The following is a 21,045-nucleotide window of genomic DNA, read 5'->3' on the forward strand; positions in this document are numbered from 1 at the left end:
AGCCTTTTGTAAAGGGCCTTTAGCCCAGAGCGGTGCTAGTCGCTTTGGGTAAGGCTCTCCAGGAAATCCATCAGTGGTTTTACTTTGGTGAGGGTTTCCTGGTATTCGCTTTCCGGGTCTGAATCCGCAACGATTCCGCCACCGCCCCAACAGCGGATACTTCCTTGCTCCTGTGCTTGCCCCTTAGCCTTTTCTTTCACACATAGCATAGTGCGAATAGCAATATTACTATCCAGTGTGCCGTCCAGGCCCCGATAAAACACCGATCCGCAATAGGGCCCGCGCCAATGGGGCTCAAGTTCCCTGATAATCTCCATGGCTCGAATTTTAGGTGCGCCGGTTATAGAGCCGCCTGGGAACGCATCGAACAGCACCTGCATGGGTGAAACGCCCTCCGCCAACTCGGCGCGAATGTGGCTGACCAGGTGATGCACGTTCCGGTAGGACTCAAGGGCAAATAAGCTGTCCACGGACACGGACCCGGTCGCAGCGTGCACACTTAAGTCGTTCCTTAGTAAGTCGACAATCATCAGGTTTTCGGCACGGTCCTTCTCGGATGCTTCCAGCTCGGCCGCATAAGCCATATCGTCGGATGGTGTTGTACCTCTTGGCCGAGTGCCTTTTATCGGGCTGGTTTTCACGGTGCGGCCGCGAATTTCCAGGAAGCGTTCCGGTGAGATCGACAGAACCGAGCCAGAGTCGATTTTCAGGAAAGCGCTGTAAGGTGTTGGGTTGGCTTCGGCCAGCGCCTGAAATGCCGCCCAAGGCTTTCCTTGGTAGCAACCCTGAAACTCCTGGGAAAGATTCACCTGATAGCAGTCACCAGCATTTATGTAGTCCTTGATCACGCCGACACCATTAACGAATTCTTCGGCAGGTTGACGCGACTTGAACGGTGAAATCATTTTCCAGTCTGCCGTCTCCCCAGTTACGGCTTCGCTGGGCATAGGTGGAGTGTGCTGCCACCGTTGAAGGTTGCTGCGCACCCACTCTGGGCATTCGGGGTGAACCCAAAGGTGATACGTATCGGTGGTTCGGTTGTGGCTTGCTGCCCAAAGATAAAATCCTGCAAAGAGCAGGGGGATTGACGTTGCAGGGCACAGTGGAGCAAGGCGGGGTTCTTTCATGTAGCCGAATTCGTAACTCAGAAAACCCACCCAGCCACCTGTTAAACAGGCTTGAGATTCCTGCATCGGAGTTTCGTGGCGCTGAACCACGCCTTCCATTTCTTTGGCCAGCAGGTGTGTGTTGAGCCCCTGGCTGTGTCCTGAATCAACGCGCTTTGTCGAAATAGCACAGGCCGTAAACCCACTAAATGAACCTCGACCACTACCAGCTCCAACGCTTCCAAGGTAGGCAAAGTCAGGCTGATTGGCGGCGTGGGCGAGCATTAGTTCGTAGCCTTCGCGACTTAGAGACGAGGAGAGGGGAAGTAGCAAATTAACTCCGGTTAATTGGAATAATGATACTCAGGCCACAAATTTCGCATTGTCGGACCTGGAAGGCGGCTGGTCTAATGAAAATACAAAAAAACGACGACTGCTGCCTCAGTTAGTGAAAGTCGCATTCTAGCTGAGTTGCAAGTCTTAGCGTAGAAGCTACCGCCAATAAAACAGGATCAATAATGAAGTCTTATCTTGGTAAATCGCTGCAAACCGCTCTTTTGCTCACTGTGTTTTTTGCTCTTCCTCCAGCAGGCGCAGAGGAGACGCCTCCCGCAGAACTGACGCCAGAGCAGGAGATGGCAATAAAACTGGAGCTGTCAAAATACGCCGTTCTGGGTCAGCAGCAGATACTTCATTTGACCGAGCAGGCGACCGATGAGTATACGGAGACTTTGGCCGACTCAGCGCCCAATATGCCGTCGGCCTGGATGCTTCTTGAGGATGGCGTCACCGTCAAGCGAATTAATATCGATGAGCAAGCGAAAGGCGCGCCCGCTCAAATACGGATTCTTATGTATCGTGCGGCACTAAAGTCAGTGGCTCGTCGTGGGAAAATTCATGGGTCGGTCATTCTCTACACGGGGAAAATTCGTGAGGGTAGCGATGATGAAGCCTTGGTGATTGAGTTTGAGCATCGCCTGGGTATTTCTGGTAACAAGGTTGTTCCATATCAGTTGGAAAATGGCCAGGTGACCTATGGAGAGCCGGTTACCACTGAGAAGCCTTTTCAGATTTTCCATGACAGTAAACCCGAATCCGATGCTACCAACTGAAATGAGAGCCAGTCGCCGGTTCGTTACAGGATGTAAGCGTTGTGTTAGCGAACTGTGAATGGGGTCACGGACTAAGACTGTAAAACAATCTTAAATGGAATTGTGGAGTAGCGAATTCCACATCCAAAACTAAAAACTCAGTAAGAAAAACAAAACGAGTTTATAAGGAGAACAATATGAAAGGCCTGAAGAAAATTGCTCTGATCACTGCTATGGCTGCTGCCCCTTTCGCAGCTAACGCAGAACTGCAAGCCATGAACGACACCGCAATGGGCGACGTAACCGGTCAGGCCGGTGTCACCATTGAGCTGGAAACCAAAGTGTCTATTGGCCAGTTCAAGTATACGGATGAAGGTTCCTTCGCCGTGAACGACATCGTTCTTGGTGGTGCTGGTGTTACTGCAATCGGTGCTGGCGCTGGTTTTAATGACCTGCTGGACCAGATCAAGGTTGATATCGACATCGCTGACGACGGTGACGCGATTATTCACGTTGGCACGCTTGATGGTAACCCGATCGACTGGGGTCTGGAAGTTGGTTCCATGCAGTTGTTGGCAGGTAATACTGGTAGTGATAGCACAACTCTGATCTCGAATCTGAGCGGCTTTGGTATGCTGGCTCAGCTGGATATCAAGGTTGATACAGCTACTGATCACCTGAACCTGGTAGCAGCATTCGACGTTCAGAATATGAACTTCGACGTTGATTTCTTGGGTATTGGCGTTCAGGGTCTTAAGATCACTGGTGCTGGTTCTGATGCTGATGCTCTAGCTTTCTACGCAGCCAATGGCGCCGATTTGTCAACAATGTCACCGCAGGAGCAGGCTGTATTTACAACATTTGCCAATGCTAACCTCGACGTATACAAAGGTACTGGTCTAGGCGCTTCTACAGCAACAGACGTACTCCGCATCGATGTGAACAACATCTTTATGGACGTGTCAGTTGCCAGCATCGAAATCGGTGGAGCCTCTATCGGTTCTGTTGCTCTCGACAACGTAGCTGTAACCAACACCAAGCTGGCGGTATACGGTCACTAATCTGACCTGAACACCAGTAGTGTTAAAACGCCCCGTTCGTCGGGGCGTTTTTTGTTTCCGGGAATTGAATAAAAGATCTGTGTAAGATTACAGTCAATAAAAAACGGCCGCTTGAGAATACAAGCGGCCGTTTTTTTAAGTCCTTATTGAGCTTGGCAGAACTACCTACTGATCAGGCACCCTGATAGAAAGATCAAACCCACCACCCGGTCTGGGTGTTAACAAAATGGGCCCTTCATTAATCCCCTGTGGCAGCTGAATCTGATCTATTCCCGGTGGGTTACCGATGGAGAAGTTCAGGTTCTGCCCGTCAAAACCAATACCCAGCTGATCGTTAAGAAACGATTGGGTGAATGGCTCATCCGGAATCTGCATCTGTTGGCCGAAGATCAGCGGTGGAATGTTCGGCGTAAAGTCTGCCTGGGGCTGGGCTCTTGCCAGCTCTTCCTGAGGGAGCAGTAGCGCTCGGCGCAGGAATTCTTCTTCAGCGCTAACCAGTGCGTCCGATTGGCCTTCTTCGGTAAGCCGTTGCAGGCCTTCGCGGTAGGCTTCTTCTTCCGCTTCGGTAACAACTGGCTCACCTGGGGAAATGGTGAGAGAGCGGATAATGCGCTGGCGGTCGGCTTCCGATTTACGACCTTCTCTGGGTACGACAATAACCGCAGAATCTTTAACGTAGGTGTCGACCATTTCATCGGAAGTCATGGACTGAACACCCCCAAACGCCGGCATCGCAGCTGCTGCGAGTGTCGCGGCCATGGCCGCTGCGATAGGGGTGGTGCTTTTATTGGTACTTTTAATAAGGCTGGCCACGCGGAGTTTGTACCCGCCTGGCAGGTTCAGGTGTTTCATAATCTGGCCTCTTGCTGCGATAAACTCAGGTACGAGGCGTGTCTGAGGTTACAGCAATCAGTACGCATCTCTATCAAGCAGTATTCGGGTTGTTCCGCATCATTTCAAGGGTGTGAGTGTCAGTTTGTGATCAGAATCCTTGATTGGTCGTAGAGTTATAAAAGCGCTGCGATGCGGGTTAACATGGCACTGAATGTTCGATGTGTTGAACTTATATCAATTTTTCCGGCCTCAGGGACATAATGAGCAGACTAATCCGCAGCCGCTGGCAGCGCTGGATCAACCGTCGAATTCCGCGCTCCGATGTCCAGCTACTTACCCAAAGAAAGCTCTTCATCTTGCCTACGGCCGCGGGCGTGGTGTTCGGCGTGCTGTTGCTGATCATGCTGCTTACTGCCATTAACTATCAGAACAGTCTTATTTATCTGGTCACTTTTCTCCTTGGTGCCGTGTTTGTGGGTGCCATGCACCAAACCCACCGAAACCTTTCTGGTCTGGAGCTCACATTGGTGCAAGCGGGGGAAGGCTTTGCCGGCGATGACATTCTTTTTCGCCTACGGGCTGCCGCAGGTAAAGACGACGCCATAGCCATTACGCTTTCAGACGAAGATACTCAGGTTCGCCTGGGCCATGTGCCATCCGGGCAGTCTGCCGATGTGGCATTGCCCGTAGTTTCTGCCTTCCGGGGCTATCTGCGCCCAGACAGCATTCGAATTGAAACCCGTTTCCCTTTTGGTTTGCTCAAGGCCTGGTCCTGGATGAGGCCGGTTTCAGCAGGCGTTGTGTTTCCCAGGCCAATTGCCGCCCCCGATGTTATCAGCGCGGTGGACGATGGTGATCAAACGGCAAGTGCCCGTTCTCCCGAGGGTAATGATCATGCTGAATTAAGACCCTGGCGCGATGGGGATATGAGCCAGCGCGTTATGTGGAAGCGTTTTGCCCGCAGCGGCCAAATGGTGGTGGCGGATTGGGAGGCCGATAGAGGCAGCCCTCATTGGTTGGATTTTAATGCGTTTTCCGGCACTGACCACGAATTACGGCTCAGTTACTTGTCCTGGCTTGTGATTGAGCGTGGCAAGAGTGGGGCGCGTTTTGGTTTGAATCTGCCCGGCCAGGTAATAGAACCTGACTCTGGCCAGGCCCATGCAACCCGTTGCCTTCGGGCACTGGCGGTTTGGGGCCAGGAAAAGCCAAGGGATATGCAAGGCGCGCCCCACGGCACGCGCAGCAATACGGATTCAGGTAAGAAAGCGACGGCAGGGGCGAAGATATGAGTTTTTGGAGCCGGTCAACGCCGGAACCTGAAAAGCAAAGCGACAGCCTGCCATCCCGGGCGCTGCTCTGGTTGATGGCAAGCTTTGCGCTCTTGCTGTCGCCGCAAATTGACCGGCTGCCCGTGTGGCTGATCCTTGTGTGTGTCGCCTTGGCAAGCTGGCGTTGGCTGGCTCAGCAAGGCCGAGTGCGTTTGCCGGGGCGCTGGTTGCGAACCGGGATTATGTTGGCGCTGATTGCAGTTTACCTGGTACGTGTGCAGGGGAGCTTTACCGTGGATACCGCGGCTTCGTTCTTTGTACTCACAGTTGGTTTGAAATGGCTGGAAACTCGCACTGCCCGTGATTTCTATGTGCTGTTTTATATTCTGGTGTATCTGGCCACTGTGAACTTTCTGTTTCATCAGGAAATCCATTGGGCGCTGGTTAACATCGGCGCCATCGCCTTATTACTGATTGGCTTGCAGGTGCTCAATGCACCGGACTTGCCCGGAGGCATAAAAGCCGGCTGGCGCAGGCTGGCAAGCATGCTCCTTAAAGTGCTGCCGGTTGTTGTGCTGTTGTTTGTCTTTTTCCCGCGCATGGAGCCGCTTTGGAGTGTGCCTTTGGTTTCTGGTCAGGCCCGCAGTGGAATCAGTGACACCATGCGGCCAGGGGATATATCCAATCTTGCGCAAAGCAGTGCACGAGCTTTCAGGGTGACCTTTGGCGGCCCCATGCCAGCTCACCGGGACAGGTACTGGCGGGGGCTGATACTGGATACTCTCGATAATGGAACCTGGCGCCAGAGTGGTTACGAGCCTTTCCGGCGACCTGGCCGGGTTGATGTGGACGGCGGCATAGGTGAACTTGAGCCCGGGCAATACGATGTCTTGATGGAGCCAACGGACCAGCGCTGGGCGTTTGCGCTCGAAAATTCCGTAGCGGTTTCAGACAACGTGGTAAAGGAGTCAGGCGATCTGTTTCGCTTCCGCCGGCCTGCAGATAGCGCCGTGCGTTACAGGTTGGCATTAGATGATTCCGGTGAGCAAGTAAGCGAAGCTCTAGCGCCCGGTGAAGCGCGGCGTTATTTACAATTACCGGCATCGGGTAACCCGAGAGCTCGCGAATTGGCAGAACAGCTACGGCAGTCCACTGATGATATGGGCGTAATTCGCACCCTATTGAACCGGTTCCGCGAGCAGCCCTACTTCTATACCTTGCGCCCGCCCAGAATGCCAAGCGACGGCATAGACAGCCTGCTTTTTGATGAAATGCGCGGGTTCTGTGCCCATTACGCGGGAGCAACCACGTTTGTGCTGCGCTCCGCCGGAATCCCTGCGAGGGTTGTGGTGGGCTATCAGGGCGGTGAAAGCGGGGCGGGCAATGAATATCTGGTAGTGCGCCAGTACGATGCCCACGCTTGGGTGGAGGCATGGGTTGAAGGCCAGGGGTGGATTCGAATTGATCCCACCGCTGTTATTTCCCCAAGCAGGATTGAATCTGGTTTGCGAGAAGCAGTTGCCGAAGAAGGTTCTTTCCTTGAGAACAACTGGGCATCAGCCCAGCGTTATGGGAACGTGGCCGCCATTAGATGGGCAAGCCAGCAGCTTGATCGCATCAATTACCAATGGCAGCGCTGGGTAGTGGGTTATCAGGGGCAGAGCCAGCTGAATCTAATGTCCCGTTTGCCCGGCGGGTTTGGTATGAAAGAATTGGGCTACCTCACCGCCGGAATAGTCGGTGCAGGCCTTTTGATTGCGGGCCTGATATCGGCTCTGCAAATGCGCAGGGGGCGCAGCCGGGATCGTCACATGCGCGTGTTGAATGGTTGGTATCAGCTGTGTGGGCGCGCAGGGGTGCCGGTTCGAAGTGGCGAAACCCCGGCAGCTTTGGCTTCAAGACTAGCGACTGCTGAACCTGCGGTAGCCGATTCTGCAAGGCTTTTTGCCCGGATGGTTAACAGCCATTACTATAGTGCTGCATCTGCGGCGGGTTCTACTCGTGCCACTGATGATGAACTGAAGCGCCTGCGCAGATTGCTGAGTACCATGAAGCGACAGCTTCGTAGAGCTGGTAAACCTCAGCCTCGCATATCGAGTTCCAACGCCCAATCAGGAAAACACAGTGACTGATATTGCCCTAGAAATGCCTTGGCTGCAGAAACCCTGGCAGATGATCCAAGGCCTTCTGTCTGATGGCAGGCTTCCCCATGCTTTATTGGTTACGGGGGAGTGTGGTGTAGGCAAGCGCGCATGGGCGGATGCAGTTTCTGGCATATTGCTATGTTCTGCGCCCTTGAACAAGGAGGCCGGAACGCCGATTGCCTGCGGCCAGTGCCGTCAATGCCAACTGCTGGCAGCATCAAGCCATCCGGATGTTCGGGTGTTTTCACCGGAAAAGTCCCGGATGATACGAATCGAGCAGATTCGGTCGCTCTCGGCGTTCGCAGTCTCATCACCGCAAGTTGCTGGTCGCAAGATTGCGGTAATTGATCGCGCCGACCAGCTCAACGTCAACTCTGCCAATGCCCTGTTGAAAACCCTGGAGGAGCCGGTACCGGACTTTGTGCTAATACTCCTGCAGGAAAGTGGTCGGCCCGTATTGCCCACTATTCGTTCCCGATGCCAGGTGTTGTCTATTTCACTGCCGTCAACCGAGCAGGCTGACAAGTGGCTAGCTGGCAAGGCTGCGGATATGGATGGTGACAAAAAACCATCTGCGGAGTTACTGGCAAAATCACTAATGCTGGCAGGTAATGCACCACGTCTGGCCCTGGAATATGCTACCGGTGAGTTTCCCGCGTTACGGGATGAAGCATTCGACAAGTTCCGTCAGTTCATGAGAGGCCAGGTGGCAGTAGCGGAAGCCGCAAAGGCATTCAAGGCGCTGGGGCTGGAAGATATGTTGTGGTTGTTTGAAGGCTGGGCCGCAGATTTGGCGCGGTTATGCGCTGGAGGCAAAGCGAGCGACCATGAAGCCGGAGAAATGCTAGGGTTTCTGGCCAGCAATAACCCGGCCTGGCGCGCCCACGATCTGCTGGACAAAATTCGGGAGGCTCGCATGGCTGGTGTATACAACGTAAACCCCGAGCTTGAGGCCAGCCGATTGCTGATTGCCTGGCGCGAGCTTATGCCCACAAAGCGTCGTGCGTCCTGATTACGCTTTTCGCAAGAACTCCTGCTATCATCGGGAGTTATAAAGGGTTTTTGTTTAACCTAAAATAACCAATTTCAGAAGGTGTCAGATATGGGGCCCGGATTCGGTGCGCGCAGCGGCATTCTTACCCTGACGATCAAGGATAAAGCGGTTTTGTACGCCGCCTATATGCCATACATTCGCCAGGGCGGTCTGTTTATACCTACGCAAAAGCAATACCAGCTCGGCGATGAAGTGTTTTTGTTGCTGAACCTGATGGATGAGCCAGAAAAACTTCCGGTTGCAGGCAAGGTTATCTGGATTACACCCAAGGGTGCGCAGGGTAACCGGGCGGCTGGTATTGGCGTACAGTTCAACGGTGATGATGAAAGCGCAAAAACCAAGATTGAATCCTATCTTGCCGGTTCTCTGAGCTCTGATCGCCCAACACATACAATGTGAGGGGCATTAAACAAATGAACGATCTTGCCCTATCGCCCGATATTCAGGGCAGCGGTGCAGTGGTACGCGAGATGCTGTGGCCGTTGCAGTACATCACGCTCACGGGCCTGAGCTGGCCCGCTGAGGGCTCTCCAGAGTCCCATGAAGGCTCTGATCCCGCGGCCCCGCCCGTTATAATGCTTCACGGCTGGCTGGATAACAGTCTGACGTTCTCCCGAATAGCGCCAGAGTTGGCGAAGGGGGCGGCATTGTTCGCAGTGGATATGGCGGGCCATGGGCGATCTGGTCACCGCCCACCGGGGCAGAGTTACCAGTTGATGGATTACGTAGCGGATCTTGCCGAGTTGATCGAAACGCACTTTTGCGGTGAAGGTCAGGCTGGGCAAGTCGACATTGTCGGGCATTCATTGGGCGGCATTGTGGGTGCCCTCTATGCAGCAGCGTTTCCGGACAGGGTGCGCAAGCTGGTGATGATCGACAGCCTCGGCGCACTGAGTCATCCGGCCAGCGAAACGATTCCACAGTTGCGCAAAGCCATTAAAAAGCGAATCGCCGGCTCTGGACGCCCTGTGGTTTATCCGGATATGGTTGCTGCTGCCAAAGTTCGTGAGGGCGGGTTTAGCCCCCTGAGCCATGAAGCGGCGCTGGCTCTGGTTTCCCGTAATGTAAAACCCGAGGGTGAAGGATACGGGTGGTGCACAGATGCCCGTTTACGGCACCCGTCTCCATTGATGATGACTGAGGAGCAGGTTTTGGCTTCTCTCAAAGCAGTTAGAGCGCCAACGCTGTTTGTGAGGGCTCGTGAAGGGCTGCTGGCGAAACGTAAAGGGCTTGATAGCCGTGCGGACGCAATATCAGATTTGAAAACGATTGATGTGCCTGGTGGGCATCATTGTCATCTTGATGGGGATACCCGCCCGGTTGCCGATGCTGTCAGACATTTTCTTGAGAATGAGTGATACCTTGCCAAAGAATCTTGTATTTAGCTTGTTGGTTTCTGCTTTGCTTTCGGCAGGCTCCAGCTTCGCCACTGCTGCGACCCCTGAGACCGCGCCGCAGCCCTTTGCCCAGTCAGCACTGGAAGTGACTACCCGTATCGAGTCTAGCGGTCACCTTGTGCTGTTCAGCCCTGTGCGCGAAGTTAACAACGAGATTCGCTCCGAAACCATGGCCCGATTGCCGGTTTCCGGGGAAGGACGCCTTTACCAGATTTCCCGGGACGCAAATCGCCGGGAAGCACTGGAACACTATCTTGGCCAGCTCAACCAGCGCGGTGCACAGATCCTGTTCGAGTGTTCTGGCATCCGTTGTGGCCGCAGTAATGTGTGGGCAAACCAGATTTTCAATCAGCCGGTTCTTTATGGCCGTGATGGCACTCAGGATTACTTGGTGGCAGGTGTAGTGGCCGACGATGGCACCCGCTGGCTGACCTCTGTTTACACGGTTACCCGGGGCAACCTCAGGGAATATGTATGGGTTGAACACCTGAAGGTTGCCACTGGGGCCGTTGTCCCTGGGCTTGGGTCGGCTACCAGCAGGGTTGAAGGGCCAGTGGTAGTACCCTGGCAGGGTGGCGTTACCTACCGCTTTGACTGGCAGGCTACGGATCGCCGCAAGGTCAGTGAGCTTGCACGCGCTGAGGGCGCCAAAGTGGTACTTGTAGGTTACTCCGCGCTAGGAGATGGGGAATCGTTCAGTGCTTCCATGGAGCGCGCTCGCAGAGCGGTTGAGTCCCTTTCCGAAGTTCTGGCTAAAACCGGAGTATCGAGGCAGCAGCAGGAGTTGGTTATTGTTGGGCCGTCCGTAGTGGTGACAGATCCGGCACGTCAGGGTGATCGGGTTGAAGTAATGGTTATAACGCGCTAAATGGAATGAGGTAGTAACGTGCCGGATAACCCTGTAGCCAAGGTTCCTGAAAACTCAGAAAACAAAGTCCCGGAGCGCAAACGCCAAACGGTTGCTCTCACGCTTGGTAGTGGTGGTGCCCGCGGTTATGCCCATATTGGTGCTATCGAAATTCTGGCAGAGCGCGGCTACAACATTGTGGCAATCTCCGGCTGTTCTATGGGTGCCCTTGTAGGCGGAATGTACGCTGCCGGCAAGATGCAGGACTATAAAGACTGGGTAACCGGGCTGGGCCAGTTTGATGTGCTCAAGTTGCTCGATTTGACCTTCAATGCTGTTGGTGCGATTCGGGGTGAAAAGATTTTTTCAATTGTCCGCGAAATGCTGGGCGACACCCGTATCGAAAACCTGCCGCTGCACTATACGGCTGTCGCCACTGATTTGCTGGCACATAAGGAAATCTGGTTTCAGGAGGGGCCGTTGGACAGGGCAATCCGGGCGTCCGTTGCCATTCCTAGTGTAGTTACCCCTCTGGTTCTTGACGGCCGTGTATTGGTTGATGGTGCGTTGCTTAATCCGCTACCCATCATGCCGACTATTTCTGCCCATGCAGATCTGGTTGTGGCCGTGAATCTCAGTGGGGAAAATGACCGGCGCCAGCGTATTCCCGATGCTGCTTTTAGCGGGTACCAAAGTGAATCCGAGGATGATGGCCCGGATGCGCTGATGGATACGTTCCGAGATAAGGCCTCCCGTTGGCTTGACTGGAACTCGCTAAGATCCCTCGGTGTTGGGAGGGCGAGCGCAGGCGAAGATGAAAGCCCGGAAGAAAAAATTCACAAGCAAGTTGAAAAAGAACGCAGCAAGAAGAACGAAAAAAAGTACCAGGAAGAGCATGAAACGATCAACTGGGACAAGCTGGGTATCGGCAAGTTTGATGTGATGAACCTGACGATCGAAACCATGCAAAGTGCTTTGGTGCAGTACAAGCTTGCGGGTTATCCGCCTGATTTATTAGTGAATGTTCCCAAAAATGCCTGCCGGACATACGACTTTCATAAAGCGCCTGAGTTGATTCAGCTTGGGCGCGAATGCATGGCTGCCGCTTTGGACCGATTTGAGGAAAACCGGAACAGTTCTGGGCCGCTATCAGTTTGAGCCAATGAGGCCAGGGCAATACCATGGCTGCAGTAGAGCATTTAAACAGCGTATAATCCGCGCTGAATCTGACCTGACAGGAAACAGCGTTTGTGACCAGCCCGATTGAAGACCTCCACACCGTTCGCGATTACCTTCGCTACGCCTCATCGCAATTCGCTGCAGCGCCGGTGTTTTTCGGCCATGGCACAGACAATGTGTGGGATGAAGCCGTGCAACTGGTAATGCGCAGCCTTTACCTTCCGCTGGAAAACAACACGCTGTTTCTGGATGCGCGGCTGACCCGGGATGAGCGCCAGCTTGTGCTTGAACGTATTCGGCGCCGCATTGATGACCGGGTTCCCCTGGCTTACCTTCTGGGCGAAGCCTGGTTTATGGGGATGCCATTTCACGTGGATGAGCGTGTGTTGGTTCCGCGCTCTCCCATTGGGGAGTTGATTGAAAACGGGTTCCAGCCCTGGTTAGGAGACAAACCTGTTGAGCGGATTCTTGATCTTTGTACTGGCAGCGGTTGTATTGGCATAGGTGCAGCAACAGTATTCGAAGACGCTGATGTAGATTTGTCTGATATATCGCCAGATGCTTTGGCAGTTGCCGAATCCAATATAGAGTTTCATGAACTTGAAGGCAGAGTGCGCACTGTACAGTCGGATGTGTTCGCAAATATAAGCGGGCGGTACGATATTATTGTGAGCAACCCGCCTTATGTTGATGCAGAAGATATGGGCGACATGCCCGATGAATTTCACCATGAGCCCGTATTGGGGCTGGCTGCCGGTGATGATGGGCTGGATATTGCGCACCGGATTATCGCCGGAGCAGCAGAGCATCTTACGCCCGGCGGTTTGCTGATCGTCGAAGTGGGGAATAGCTGGGTGGCTCTGGATGAGGCTTATCCGGAACTCCCGTTTACCTGGTTGGAATTCGGCAATGGCGGCGATGGTGTTTTTGCCATTACTGAGCAAGACCTTCGCCAGTGGCAAAGCAAACATTAAACCATATTATTCAAATACCCTTACAAGATATTGAATTATGTCAGGAAATACTTTCGGAAAACTCTTTACCGTTACTACCTTCGGTGAAAGCCATGGGGCCGCACTGGGTTGTATTATCGATGGTTGCCCTCCTGGGCTGGAACTGTCGGAAGCTGATATGCAGGCAGATCTGGATCGGCGTAAGCCAGGTACTTCCCGACATACAACCCAGCGCCGTGAGGCTGATGAGGTTCGTATTCTGTCTGGTGTGTTTGAGGGTAAAACCACGGGTACACCCATTGGGCTGATTATTGAGAATACGGATCAGCGCTCGAAAGACTACTCCAAGATTTCTGAGCAGTTCCGCCCGGCACACGCTGATTACACCTATGCTCACAAATACGGCATTCGGGATTATCGTGGTGGTGGCCGTTCTTCAGCCCGTGAAACCGCGATGCGAGTTGCAGCTGGTGCTGTGGCCCGGAAGTTTTTGCAGGAGCGGTTGGGCATCCGAATTCGCGGGTACTTGTCTGAGCTTGGGCCGGTTCGTGCGGAGAAGCTTGATTGGGATCAGGTTCATCAGAACCCGTTTTTCTGTCCCGATGTCGATAAGGTGCCGGAGATGGAAGCCTATATGGATGCCCTTCGTAAGGAAGGGGATTCCATTGGCGCGCGAATTAATGTTGTGGCCGAGGGTGTGCCCCCGGGGCTGGGTGAGCCGATTTTTGATCGTTTGGATGCGGATTTGGCCCATGCGCTGATGAGTATCAATGCGGTAAAGGGTGTGGAGATCGGCGCGGGCTTTGGGTGTATCGCTCAAAAGGGTACAGAGCACCGTGATGAGATGACGCCTGAGGGCTTTTTGTCGAACCATGCTGGCGGTGTACTGGGGGGGATTTCTTCCGGGCAGCCGATTTTGGCGAGCATTGCGCTGAAGCCCACATCGAGTTTGCGTTTGCCGGGCCGCAGTATTGATGTGCATGGCAATCCGGTGGAGGTTATTACTACTGGGCGGCACGATCCTTGTGTGGGTATTCGCGCTACGCCGATTGCGGAGGCGATGATGGCCATTGTGTTGATGGATCATTACTTGCGTCATCGTGGTCAGAATGCTGATGTTGCTGTTGAAACGCCGGTTATTGGGCAGCTTTAAGCCTGCTAACTTGAGTGCCGATCCAGCCAGGTGAAACTATTCAAAAAACGCCCGTAAATACATCCATGTAGGGCTTCGTCGCGCCGTCCTTGGCGCTCCAGATTTTTGAATAGCTTCACCTGACTGAATCACCGTAGTTCGGCGTTTTACCCGTGTTTCTGGGAGATACCGAAATCTACTGGCGCCTTTCTAATCTCTACTTCTGGTTTTTCGCCCTCTTGGGCGGGCTTTTGCCTTATTGGTCTTTGTACCTTCAGGAGCAGGGCTTTTCCTATCTTCAAATTGCCACCTTGATGGCAACCATTCAGCTCACAAAAATCGTGGCACCAAGCCTTTGGGGGCATCTGGGGGACAAGGCTGGCCAGAGGGTTCGGCTTGTTCGTCTCGGGGCGATTACCGGTTCGTTGTTTTTTGCCGGTGTGTTCCTGGAACCAGGGTTTTACGGGCTGCTGCTGGTGATGCTGGCGTTTACGTTTTTCTGGAACGCTATTCTTCCGCTGTATGAGGTGATTACGCTTAGATCACTTGGAGAGCATCGGGATAAATACGGCAAGGTTCGGCTGTGGGGTTCGGTTGGGTTCATTGGTGCGGTCGCCGGAGTCGGTCTGATTCTGGAGTGGGTGTCGATTCAATGGTTACCCTGGCTGCTTGTGCCGGTGTTTATCGGAATTGTGGTGTCGGTGTTTCTTTTGCCGGCAGAACAGGGGGAGCGGAAGCCTCCCGCGCCAAAGGGCAGTCTGCGGGCGATTGTGGCGCATCCGGCGGTGGTTGCCTTTTTTCTGATGAATTTTCTTCTGCAGGTTTCCCATGGCGCCTATTACACGTTTTTCAGTATTCATCTGGAGCAACACGGGTACGGGAATCTTGCGATAGGCCTGCTTTGGTCGCTTGGGGTTATTTCGGAGATTGGATTGTTTTTGATAATGCACCGGTTAACCCGGCATTTCACAGTGCGGCAGATTGTGATTGGTTCTTTGGTGCTTACGATGATTCGTTGGGTATTAATTGCCGAGCTAACGGATTTGCTCCCGGTGCTGCTGTTTGCTCAGCTATTACATGCGGCTTCGTACGGCGCGCTTCATGCGGTTTCTGTGCAGTATGTTCAGGGTTTTTTTGGCAAGCATCATCATGGGCAGGGGCAAGCGCTATACAGCGGGCTAACGTTCGGGGCGGGTGGAGCGCTGGGAGCCTGGCTCTCAGGCGTTCTGGTAGAAGGGTTCAGTACATCCGTCGCTTTTTGGGGTGGTGCTGTGGCCATGGCAATAGCCATAGCTATAACAGCGCGGGGACTGAGTGCTCCGCCGGAGCCTTATTCCGGGTGATCTTCCTCCTGTTGAACAATGGAAAGCAGTGCTTTGGCCGCGTTACCCGGATGCCTGTCGGTTAGTCCGATTCCTCCAAGAACCCGTGAAACCGGCTGCTTTACCTCCAGCACTTTCAAACTTTCGTCAACCATGCGCAGTGGTAATACGCTCCAGCCTAAGCCGACGCTGGTCATCATTTTCAGTGTTTCCAGGTAGTTTGTAGGCATTTGGGGGTGTAAAGGCAGGCTTTTTTCGAGAAACAACCGGCTCACTGCTCGATACGTTGAGGTGGATGTATCTGGAAGCAAGGCTGGGTGTGGTGCCAGGTCGGCGAGGGTTGGCTTTTTGACTGTTGCCAGGGGGTGGTCGGCGCCTGCAACGAACGCCATGGGATCTGGCCATTGGGCGAATACGTTGAAATTTGGCAGCATGCTGTCACTCAGAGTGACAAAGGCCAACTCGGCGTTGCGCTTACGCATTTGTTCGTATGCAGCATCGGATTCCATAAACTGCAGGTTTATGGTTACCTGCGGGTATTCACGCTTGAAACGTCTCAACCACTTGGGCAGGTGGTGTAAGCCTATATGGTGGCTGGCAATAATTTGTAGTTCGCCCTCAAGCAATTCTGAGTCGGGTGATAAGGCAACGCGGGCATTGTGAATTTCGTCGAGAATTTTTCGCGCATGGGGTAGAAGCCTGCTCCCGGTATCAGTCAGGCGGATTTGCCTGTGGGTGCGGTCGATCAGAGTTGTGCCTAGTTGGTTTTCCAAGGCAGCAAGGCGTTTGCTGATGGCTGGCTGCGTGAGGTGAAGTTGCTCAGCTGCCTCCGAAAATGAGCCTTGGTCGACGATGGTGAGGAAGGCTTTGAGTGCATTTGAATCCACGGTTGGTGCTCCACCGGTGTTTTTCGGTAAAGATTACATTATAGCCAAATGGAATGCGATGAATGCCAAACATGAATTGCGGTTATCCGAAGGTGGGCGGTATGATTACTTCAAGGTTGGACATAAGTATCCAGGTATAGCACTAGAAACAGTACCTCCAGACAGTGAGAGAGAATCATGGCGGGTAAGACTTTATACGACAAATTGTGGGACGACCATTTGGTCAAGCAGCGGGAAGATGGTTCCGCGTTGATCTACATAGATCGGCAGTTGTTGCACGAGGTAACGTCACCCCAGGCGTTTGAAGGGCTGCGCTTGGCCAATCGCAAGCCTTGGCGTATCGACGCAAACCTGGCTACCCCTGACCACAACGTACCGACTACGGACCGCGCAAAGGGCATTGAGGGTATTGTCGATCCGGTTTCCCGAATTCAGGTGGAAACCCTTGGCAAGAACTGCGATGAGTTCGGCATTCTTGAATTCAAGATCATGGATAAGCGCCAGGGCATTGTTCATGTGATTGGGCCCGAACAAGGCGCCACTTTGCCGGGCATGACTATTGTGTGTGGAGATTCCCATACCTCTACCCACGGTGCGTTTGGGTGTCTTGCCCACGGCATAGGCACATCCGAAGTTGAGCACGTGCTGGCTACCCAGTGCCTGGTTCAGCAAAAGATGAAGAATATGCTGGTGAAGGTAGACGGCAAGCTGGGTAAAGGCGTTACCGCCAAAGATGTGGTGCTGGCGATTATTGGTAAAATCGGCACCGCCGGTGGTACCGGCCACGCCATCGAATTTGGTGGTGAGGTGCTGCAGAACATGAGCATGGAAGGTCGAATGACCGTGTGCAATATGGCCATTGAAGCCGGTGCCCGGGTTGGCATGGTTGCCGTAGATGGCACCACGATCGACTATGTAAAAGGTCGTCCTTTTTCGCCCACGGGAGAAAACTGGGACGCCGCCGTAAAATACTGGCGCACGCTGCACAGCGATCTGGACGCGGTCTTTGACAAGGTGGTTGAGCTGGACGGTTCAGAGATCAAGCCTCAAGTAAGCTGGGGTACCTCGCCAGAGATGGTCGCAGATGTTACCGGTAATGTGCCGGACCCAGCCAAAGAAGAAGATCCTATCAAGCGCGAAGGCATTGAGCGGGCCCTGAAATACATGGGTTTGCAGGCTAATCAGGCGATTACCGATATCAAGCTCGACAGGGTGTTTATTGGTTCCTGCACCAACAGCCGTATTGAAGACCTGCGAGAGGCTGCTGTGGTCGTTAAAGGGCGTAAGGTTGCTGATAGTCTCAAGCAGGCGATGGTGGTGCCGGGTTCCGGTCTGGTAAAAGCCCAGGCGGAAGAGGAAGGGCTGGATCGCATTTTCCTGGAAGCTGGCCTTGAATGGCGCGACCCGGGCTGTTCCATGTGTCTGGCCATGAACGCTGACAAATTGGGACAGGGCGAGCACTGTGCGTCCACATCCAACCGTAACTTTGAAGGCCGGCAAGGCTTTGGCGGGCGTACCCATTTGGTGAGCCCCGCGATGGCAGCAGCCGCTGCTATAGCGGGCCATTTTGTTGATGTTCGCGAACTGCTTAACTGAGCCACAGGAGAGAACTGAACCATGCGCGCATTTACGCAACACCAGGGCCTTGTGGCCCCCATGGACCGTTCCAATGTGGATACGGACATGATTATTCCCAAGCAGTTTCTGAAATCCATCAAGCGCACGGGCTTTGGCCCTAACCTGTTTGATGAGTTGCGCTATCTGGATGAAGGCAAACCGGATCAGGACAGCTCCCAGCGTCCGCTAAATCCGGATTTTGTGCTTAACCAGCCCCGTTACAAGGGCGCAAGTGTGTTGTTGGCTCGCAGTAACTTCGGTTGCGGATCGAGCCGTGAGCACGCCCCCTGGGCGCTTGATGATTATGGCTTTCGGGTTATTATCGCTCCAAGTTTCGCAGATATTTTCTACAACAACTGCTTTAAGAATGGTCTGTTGCCCATTGTTCTTGAAGAAAAAGTGGTAGATAAGTTGTTTGATGAGGCTGAGGTTCTGGAAGGCTATCAACTGACTGTGGATCTGGAAGCCAAAACCGTGATCACGCCATCTGGTGAATCTTTCAGTTTTGATGTTGATGATTTTCGTCGTCATTGCCTGTTGAATGGGCTGGATGATATTGGCGTGACTCTGGAAGATGCAGAGCTGATCAAGTCCTATGAAGATCAACGTCGCAAAACGGCGCCCTGGTTGTTTGGCGCAAGCCAGTAAACTGGGCTTCAGGTATTTTTCTGAAGAGCTGAAAAACGTAACAGTCCGGGCGCAAATTCCATACCCGGCAACTTTTAATGTGCCGGCCTGGTCGGGGCCGGCTTATCACGATATGGAAGCACATGATGTCCAGAACAGTACTTCTTCTGCCGGGTGACGGCATAGGCCCGGAAATTATTACCGAAGCAGAAAAGATCCTGCGTGCCATCAATGAAAAGTTTGACCTGAAACTTACGTTTGAGACAGGCCTTGTTGGTGGGGCTGCTCTGGACGAAGAAGATAATCCGTTACCGGATGAGACCCTGGAGAAGGCGCGCAAAGCAGATGCTATTTTGTTGGGTGCAGTTGGTGGGCCAAAGTGGGATGCGCTGCCCATGGCCAAGCGTCCCGAGAAAGGCCTGCTGGGTTTGCGTTCCAACCTGAAGCTGTTTGCCAATCTGCGGCCGGCTATTCTTTACCCACAGCTGGCTTCTGCATCTTCACTCAAGCCCGAGGTTGTTTCAGGCCTGGATATCATGATTGTTCGTGAGCTAACCGGTGGTATCTACTTCGGTCAGCCGCGTGGTGTGCGTCAGTTGGAGAGCGGTGAACGCCAAGGCTACAACACTTACGCTTACACCGAGACCGAGATTCGCCGTATTGGCCGGGTGGCATTTGAAGCTGCTCAGCAGCGGGGCAAGAAGCTGTGCTCGGTAGACAAAGCCAACGTGCTTGAGGTGACCGTGCTGTGGCGCGAAATCATGAATGAACTGAAAAGCGAATACCCGGATGTCGAGTTGTCCCATATGTACGTGGATAACGCGGCAATGCAGCTGGTTCGTGCGCCCAAGCAGTTCGATGTGATTGTGACTGGCAACATGTTTGGTGATATTCTTTCAGATGAAGCAGCCATGCTGACTGGCTCCATTGGCATGTTGCCATCGGCATCGCTGAACTCTGAAAAGCAGGGCATGTACGAGCCGTGCCACGGTTCTGCACCGGACATTGCCGGTAAAGGCATTGCCAATCCTTTGGCAACGATTATCAGTGCCGCAATGATGTTGCGGTACAGCCTTGATGAAGAGGCAGCAGCTGCGGCGATCGAAGCGGCTGTGAACAGGGTGCTGGACCAAGGGCTACGTACTGCCGACATAATGTCGGAAGGCGGTACCCGGGTATCAACCCGTGAAATGGGCGATGCGGTACTGGCCGCCCTGTAAATTACGACCATCCCCGACAGCAACACGATGCGGTTGCTGCGGGAACATTCATCCTGTCCCCGCCAGCGATATAGGCCGAGGGCGGGCATAAAGCGAGGTTCAAAGGTCGCACATGAAGCGAGTTGGACTTGTAGGTTGGCGCGGTATGGTGGGCTCTGTCCTCATGCAGCGCATGCGCGAAGAAAATGATTTTGCTGATATCGATCCGGTATTTTTCACCACCTCTCAAGCTGGTCAGCCAGCGCCGGATGTGGGCAAGGAAGGCGTGCCGCCCTTGCAGGATGCATTCGATATCGAAACCCTCAAAACTCTGGATGTGATTCTTACTTGTCAGGGTGGCGACTACACCGGTGCTGTCTATCAGAAACTGCGTGATGCAGGCTGGGAAGGCTACTGGATTGATGCTGCGTCTACGCTGCGCATGAAGGATCACTCTGTCATTGTTCTGGATCCCGTGAACCGCAACGTCATTGATGATGCGTTGAAGCTGGGTGTGAAGGATTACATTGGCGGTAACTGCACTGTAAGCCTGATGATGCTCGCCCTCGGCGGGCTGCTCGAACAGGATCTGATTGAGTGGGCTTCACCCATGACGTACCAGGCTGCTTCTGGCTCTGGCGCCCAGAACATGCGTGAGTTGCTCAACCAGATGGGCGAACTTAACCGCAGTGTGAGTGATGAGCTCGCCAGCCCGTCCTCAGCAATTCTGGACATTGATCGCAAGATCACTGAGGCCATGCGTTCAGATGCGTTTCCAACCGAGCATTTTCAGGTGCCTCTGGCTGGCAGCCTGATACCGTTTATCGACAAACAGCTTGATAACGGCATGAGCAAGGAAGAGTGGAAAGCAGGGGTGGAGACCAATAAAATTCTTGGTCGGACAGACAACCCGATTCCTATTGATGGCATTTGCGTGCGGATTGGAGCCATGCGCTCCCACAGCCAGGCGCTAACCATCAAACTCAAGAAAGATCTGTCGGTTTCAGAAATTGAGTCAATTCTGGCGAAGGCTAACGACTGGGTTAAAGTGATTCCCAACGAGCGCGATGCAAGCGTTACGGAACTGACACCTGCGAAGGTGACCGGCACTCTGAGCATACCCATTGGTCGAATTCGTAAATTGGCCATGGGGCCGGAGTATATTTCTGCGTTTACAGTAGGCGATCAACTGTTGTGGGGTGCCGCTGAGCCCTTGCGCCGCATGTTGCGAATCCTTCAGGAACGTTAAGAATTGTTACACAGAGGCAATAAATGCCAACTGTGTCCGGTTTCAGAAAGCCGGTTACGGGGCGGAGGCTGATTT

At 53.5% G+C, this 21,045-nt stretch carries 19 protein-coding genes; 16 read left to right on the forward strand and 3 right to left on the reverse strand.

Annotated features, from left to right (window positions below; translation table 11 throughout):
• Window positions 1-35: 35 nt before the first annotated feature.
• Window positions 36-1,439, reverse strand: a complete 1,404-nt coding sequence (pabB, locus tag FFI61_RS05330; RefSeq protein WP_227714607.1) for an aminodeoxychorismate synthase component I — start codon at window positions 1,437-1,439, stop codon at window positions 36-38.
• Window positions 1,440-1,624: 185 nt separating this feature from the next.
• Between pabB and FFI61_RS05335 the strand changes: the two genes are divergently transcribed.
• Window positions 1,625-2,218: a hypothetical protein gene (locus FFI61_RS05335; RefSeq protein WP_200369502.1), complete on the forward strand. Its 594-nt coding sequence runs from the start codon at window positions 1,625-1,627 to the stop codon at window positions 2,216-2,218.
• Between the two features lie 176 nt (window positions 2,219-2,394).
• Complete coding sequence (locus tag FFI61_RS05340; RefSeq protein ID WP_200369503.1) at window positions 2,395-3,258, forward strand: DUF6160 family protein; 864 nt, start codon at window positions 2,395-2,397, stop codon at window positions 3,256-3,258.
• Window positions 3,259-3,423: 165 nt separating this feature from the next.
• Here FFI61_RS05340 and FFI61_RS05345 read toward each other — a convergent pair whose 3' ends face one another.
• Window positions 3,424-4,017 (reverse strand): hypothetical protein, encoded by a 594-nt coding sequence (locus tag FFI61_RS05345; RefSeq protein ID WP_200369623.1) that lies wholly within the window; start codon window positions 4,015-4,017, stop codon window positions 3,424-3,426.
• Window positions 4,018-4,352: 335 nt separating this feature from the next.
• Between FFI61_RS05345 and FFI61_RS05350 the strand changes: the two genes are divergently transcribed.
• From FFI61_RS05350 to FFI61_RS05395, 10 genes are all read left to right on the forward strand, one after another.
• On the forward strand, window positions 4,353-5,384 hold the full coding sequence (locus FFI61_RS05350) for a DUF58 domain-containing protein (RefSeq protein ID WP_200369504.1): 1,032 nt from the start codon (window positions 4,353-4,355) through the stop codon (window positions 5,382-5,384).
• Window positions 5,381-7,495, forward strand: a complete 2,115-nt coding sequence (locus FFI61_RS05355; RefSeq protein ID WP_200369505.1) for a DUF3488 and DUF4129 domain-containing transglutaminase family protein — start codon at window positions 5,381-5,383, stop codon at window positions 7,493-7,495. The genes FFI61_RS05350 and FFI61_RS05355 overlap by 4 nt, the downstream gene beginning before the upstream one ends.
• Window positions 7,488-8,519 carry a DNA polymerase III subunit delta' gene (locus tag FFI61_RS05360; RefSeq protein WP_200369506.1) on the forward strand — a complete coding sequence of 344 codons (1,032 nt, stop codon included), beginning with the start codon at window positions 7,488-7,490 and terminating at the stop codon, window positions 8,517-8,519. Before FFI61_RS05355 ends, FFI61_RS05360 begins: the two co-directional genes overlap by 8 nt.
• Before the next feature lie 90 nt (window positions 8,520-8,609).
• A complete protein-coding gene (locus FFI61_RS05365) occupies window positions 8,610-8,960 on the forward strand; it encodes a PilZ domain-containing protein (RefSeq protein ID WP_200200787.1) in 351 nt (116 codons plus the stop codon).
• 14 nt (window positions 8,961-8,974) lie between these two features.
• Entirely contained in the window at window positions 8,975-9,919 is a 945-nt protein-coding gene (locus FFI61_RS05370) for an alpha/beta fold hydrolase (protein ID WP_200369507.1), read from the forward strand.
• 4 nt (window positions 9,920-9,923) lie between these two features.
• Complete coding sequence (locus FFI61_RS05375) at window positions 9,924-10,826, forward strand: DUF4892 domain-containing protein (RefSeq protein WP_227714609.1); 903 nt, start codon at window positions 9,924-9,926, stop codon at window positions 10,824-10,826.
• A gap of 18 nt (window positions 10,827-10,844) precedes the next feature.
• Complete coding sequence (locus tag FFI61_RS05380; protein WP_200369508.1) at window positions 10,845-11,963, forward strand: patatin-like phospholipase family protein; 1,119 nt, start codon at window positions 10,845-10,847, stop codon at window positions 11,961-11,963.
• 92 nt (window positions 11,964-12,055) lie between these two features.
• Complete coding sequence (gene prmB, locus FFI61_RS05385; protein WP_200200783.1) at window positions 12,056-12,958, forward strand: 50S ribosomal protein L3 N(5)-glutamine methyltransferase; 903 nt, start codon at window positions 12,056-12,058, stop codon at window positions 12,956-12,958.
• 37 nt (window positions 12,959-12,995) lie between these two features.
• Window positions 12,996-14,090 (forward strand): chorismate synthase, encoded by a 1,095-nt coding sequence (aroC, locus tag FFI61_RS05390; protein ID WP_200369509.1) that lies wholly within the window; start codon window positions 12,996-12,998, stop codon window positions 14,088-14,090.
• A gap of 152 nt (window positions 14,091-14,242) precedes the next feature.
• Complete coding sequence (locus tag FFI61_RS05395) at window positions 14,243-15,412, forward strand: MFS transporter (RefSeq protein ID WP_320159558.1); 1,170 nt, start codon at window positions 14,243-14,245, stop codon at window positions 15,410-15,412.
• Here FFI61_RS05395 and FFI61_RS05400 read toward each other — a convergent pair.
• Window positions 15,400-16,278: a LysR family transcriptional regulator gene (locus FFI61_RS05400; protein ID WP_200200781.1), complete on the reverse strand. Its 879-nt coding sequence runs from the start codon at window positions 16,276-16,278 to the stop codon at window positions 15,400-15,402. The two genes, FFI61_RS05395 and FFI61_RS05400, sit on opposite strands and share 13 nt — an antisense overlap.
• 177 nt (window positions 16,279-16,455) lie before the next feature.
• On the opposite strand from FFI61_RS05400, the gene leuC reads away from it, so the two are divergent.
• From leuC to asd, 4 genes are all read left to right on the forward strand, one after another.
• The gene (gene leuC, locus FFI61_RS05405) at window positions 16,456-17,874 is read left to right on the forward strand and encodes a 3-isopropylmalate dehydratase large subunit (RefSeq protein ID WP_200369510.1); all 1,419 of its coding nucleotides are present in this window, start codon (window positions 16,456-16,458) and stop codon (window positions 17,872-17,874) included.
• 21 nt (window positions 17,875-17,895) lie between these two features.
• Window positions 17,896-18,543, forward strand: coding sequence for a 3-isopropylmalate dehydratase small subunit (gene leuD, locus FFI61_RS05410; protein ID WP_200200779.1), 648 nt, complete (start codon window positions 17,896-17,898; stop codon window positions 18,541-18,543).
• A 125-nt stretch (window positions 18,544-18,668) separates the two neighbouring features.
• Complete coding sequence (leuB, locus tag FFI61_RS05415) at window positions 18,669-19,742, forward strand: 3-isopropylmalate dehydrogenase (RefSeq protein ID WP_200200778.1); 1,074 nt, start codon at window positions 18,669-18,671, stop codon at window positions 19,740-19,742.
• A gap of 112 nt (window positions 19,743-19,854) precedes the next feature.
• Window positions 19,855-20,970 (forward strand): aspartate-semialdehyde dehydrogenase, encoded by a 1,116-nt coding sequence (gene asd / locus FFI61_RS05420; RefSeq protein ID WP_200369511.1) that lies wholly within the window; start codon window positions 19,855-19,857, stop codon window positions 20,968-20,970.
• Window positions 20,971-21,045: the final 75 nt, after the last annotated feature.

Source organism: Marinobacter sp. DY40_1A1 (genome assembly GCF_016597815.1).
Lineage (GTDB): Bacteria > Pseudomonadota > Gammaproteobacteria > Pseudomonadales > Oleiphilaceae > Marinobacter > Marinobacter xiaoshiensis.

Excerpts from the sequence above, each read along its gene's own strand:
- FFI61_RS05335 (WP_200369502.1), top strand. The coding sequence starts at position 1,625 with ATGAAGTCTTATCTTGGTAAATCGCTGCAAACCGCTCTTTTGCTCACT.
- FFI61_RS05340 (WP_200369503.1), top strand. The coding sequence starts at position 2,395 with ATGAAAGGCCTGAAGAAAATTGCTCTGATCACTGCTATGGCTGCTGCC.
- FFI61_RS05345 (WP_200369623.1), bottom strand. The coding sequence starts at position 4,017 with ATGGCCGCGACACTCGCAGCAGCTGCGATGCCGGCGTTTGGGGGTGTT.
- FFI61_RS05350 (WP_200369504.1), top strand. The coding sequence starts at position 4,353 with ATGAGCAGACTAATCCGCAGCCGCTGGCAGCGCTGGATCAACCGTCGA.
- FFI61_RS05355 (WP_200369505.1), top strand. The coding sequence starts at position 5,381 with ATGAGTTTTTGGAGCCGGTCAACGCCGGAACCTGAAAAGCAAAGCGAC.
- FFI61_RS05365 (WP_200200787.1), top strand. The coding sequence starts at position 8,610 with ATGGGGCCCGGATTCGGTGCGCGCAGCGGCATTCTTACCCTGACGATC.
- FFI61_RS05370 (WP_200369507.1), top strand. The coding sequence starts at position 8,975 with ATGAACGATCTTGCCCTATCGCCCGATATTCAGGGCAGCGGTGCAGTG.
- aroC (WP_200369509.1), top strand. The coding sequence starts at position 12,996 with ATGTCAGGAAATACTTTCGGAAAACTCTTTACCGTTACTACCTTCGGT.
- leuC (WP_200369510.1), top strand. The coding sequence starts at position 16,456 with ATGGCGGGTAAGACTTTATACGACAAATTGTGGGACGACCATTTGGTC.
- leuD (WP_200200779.1), top strand. The coding sequence starts at position 17,896 with ATGCGCGCATTTACGCAACACCAGGGCCTTGTGGCCCCCATGGACCGT.
- leuB (WP_200200778.1), top strand. The coding sequence starts at position 18,669 with ATGTCCAGAACAGTACTTCTTCTGCCGGGTGACGGCATAGGCCCGGAA.
- asd (WP_200369511.1), top strand. The coding sequence starts at position 19,855 with ATGAAGCGAGTTGGACTTGTAGGTTGGCGCGGTATGGTGGGCTCTGTC.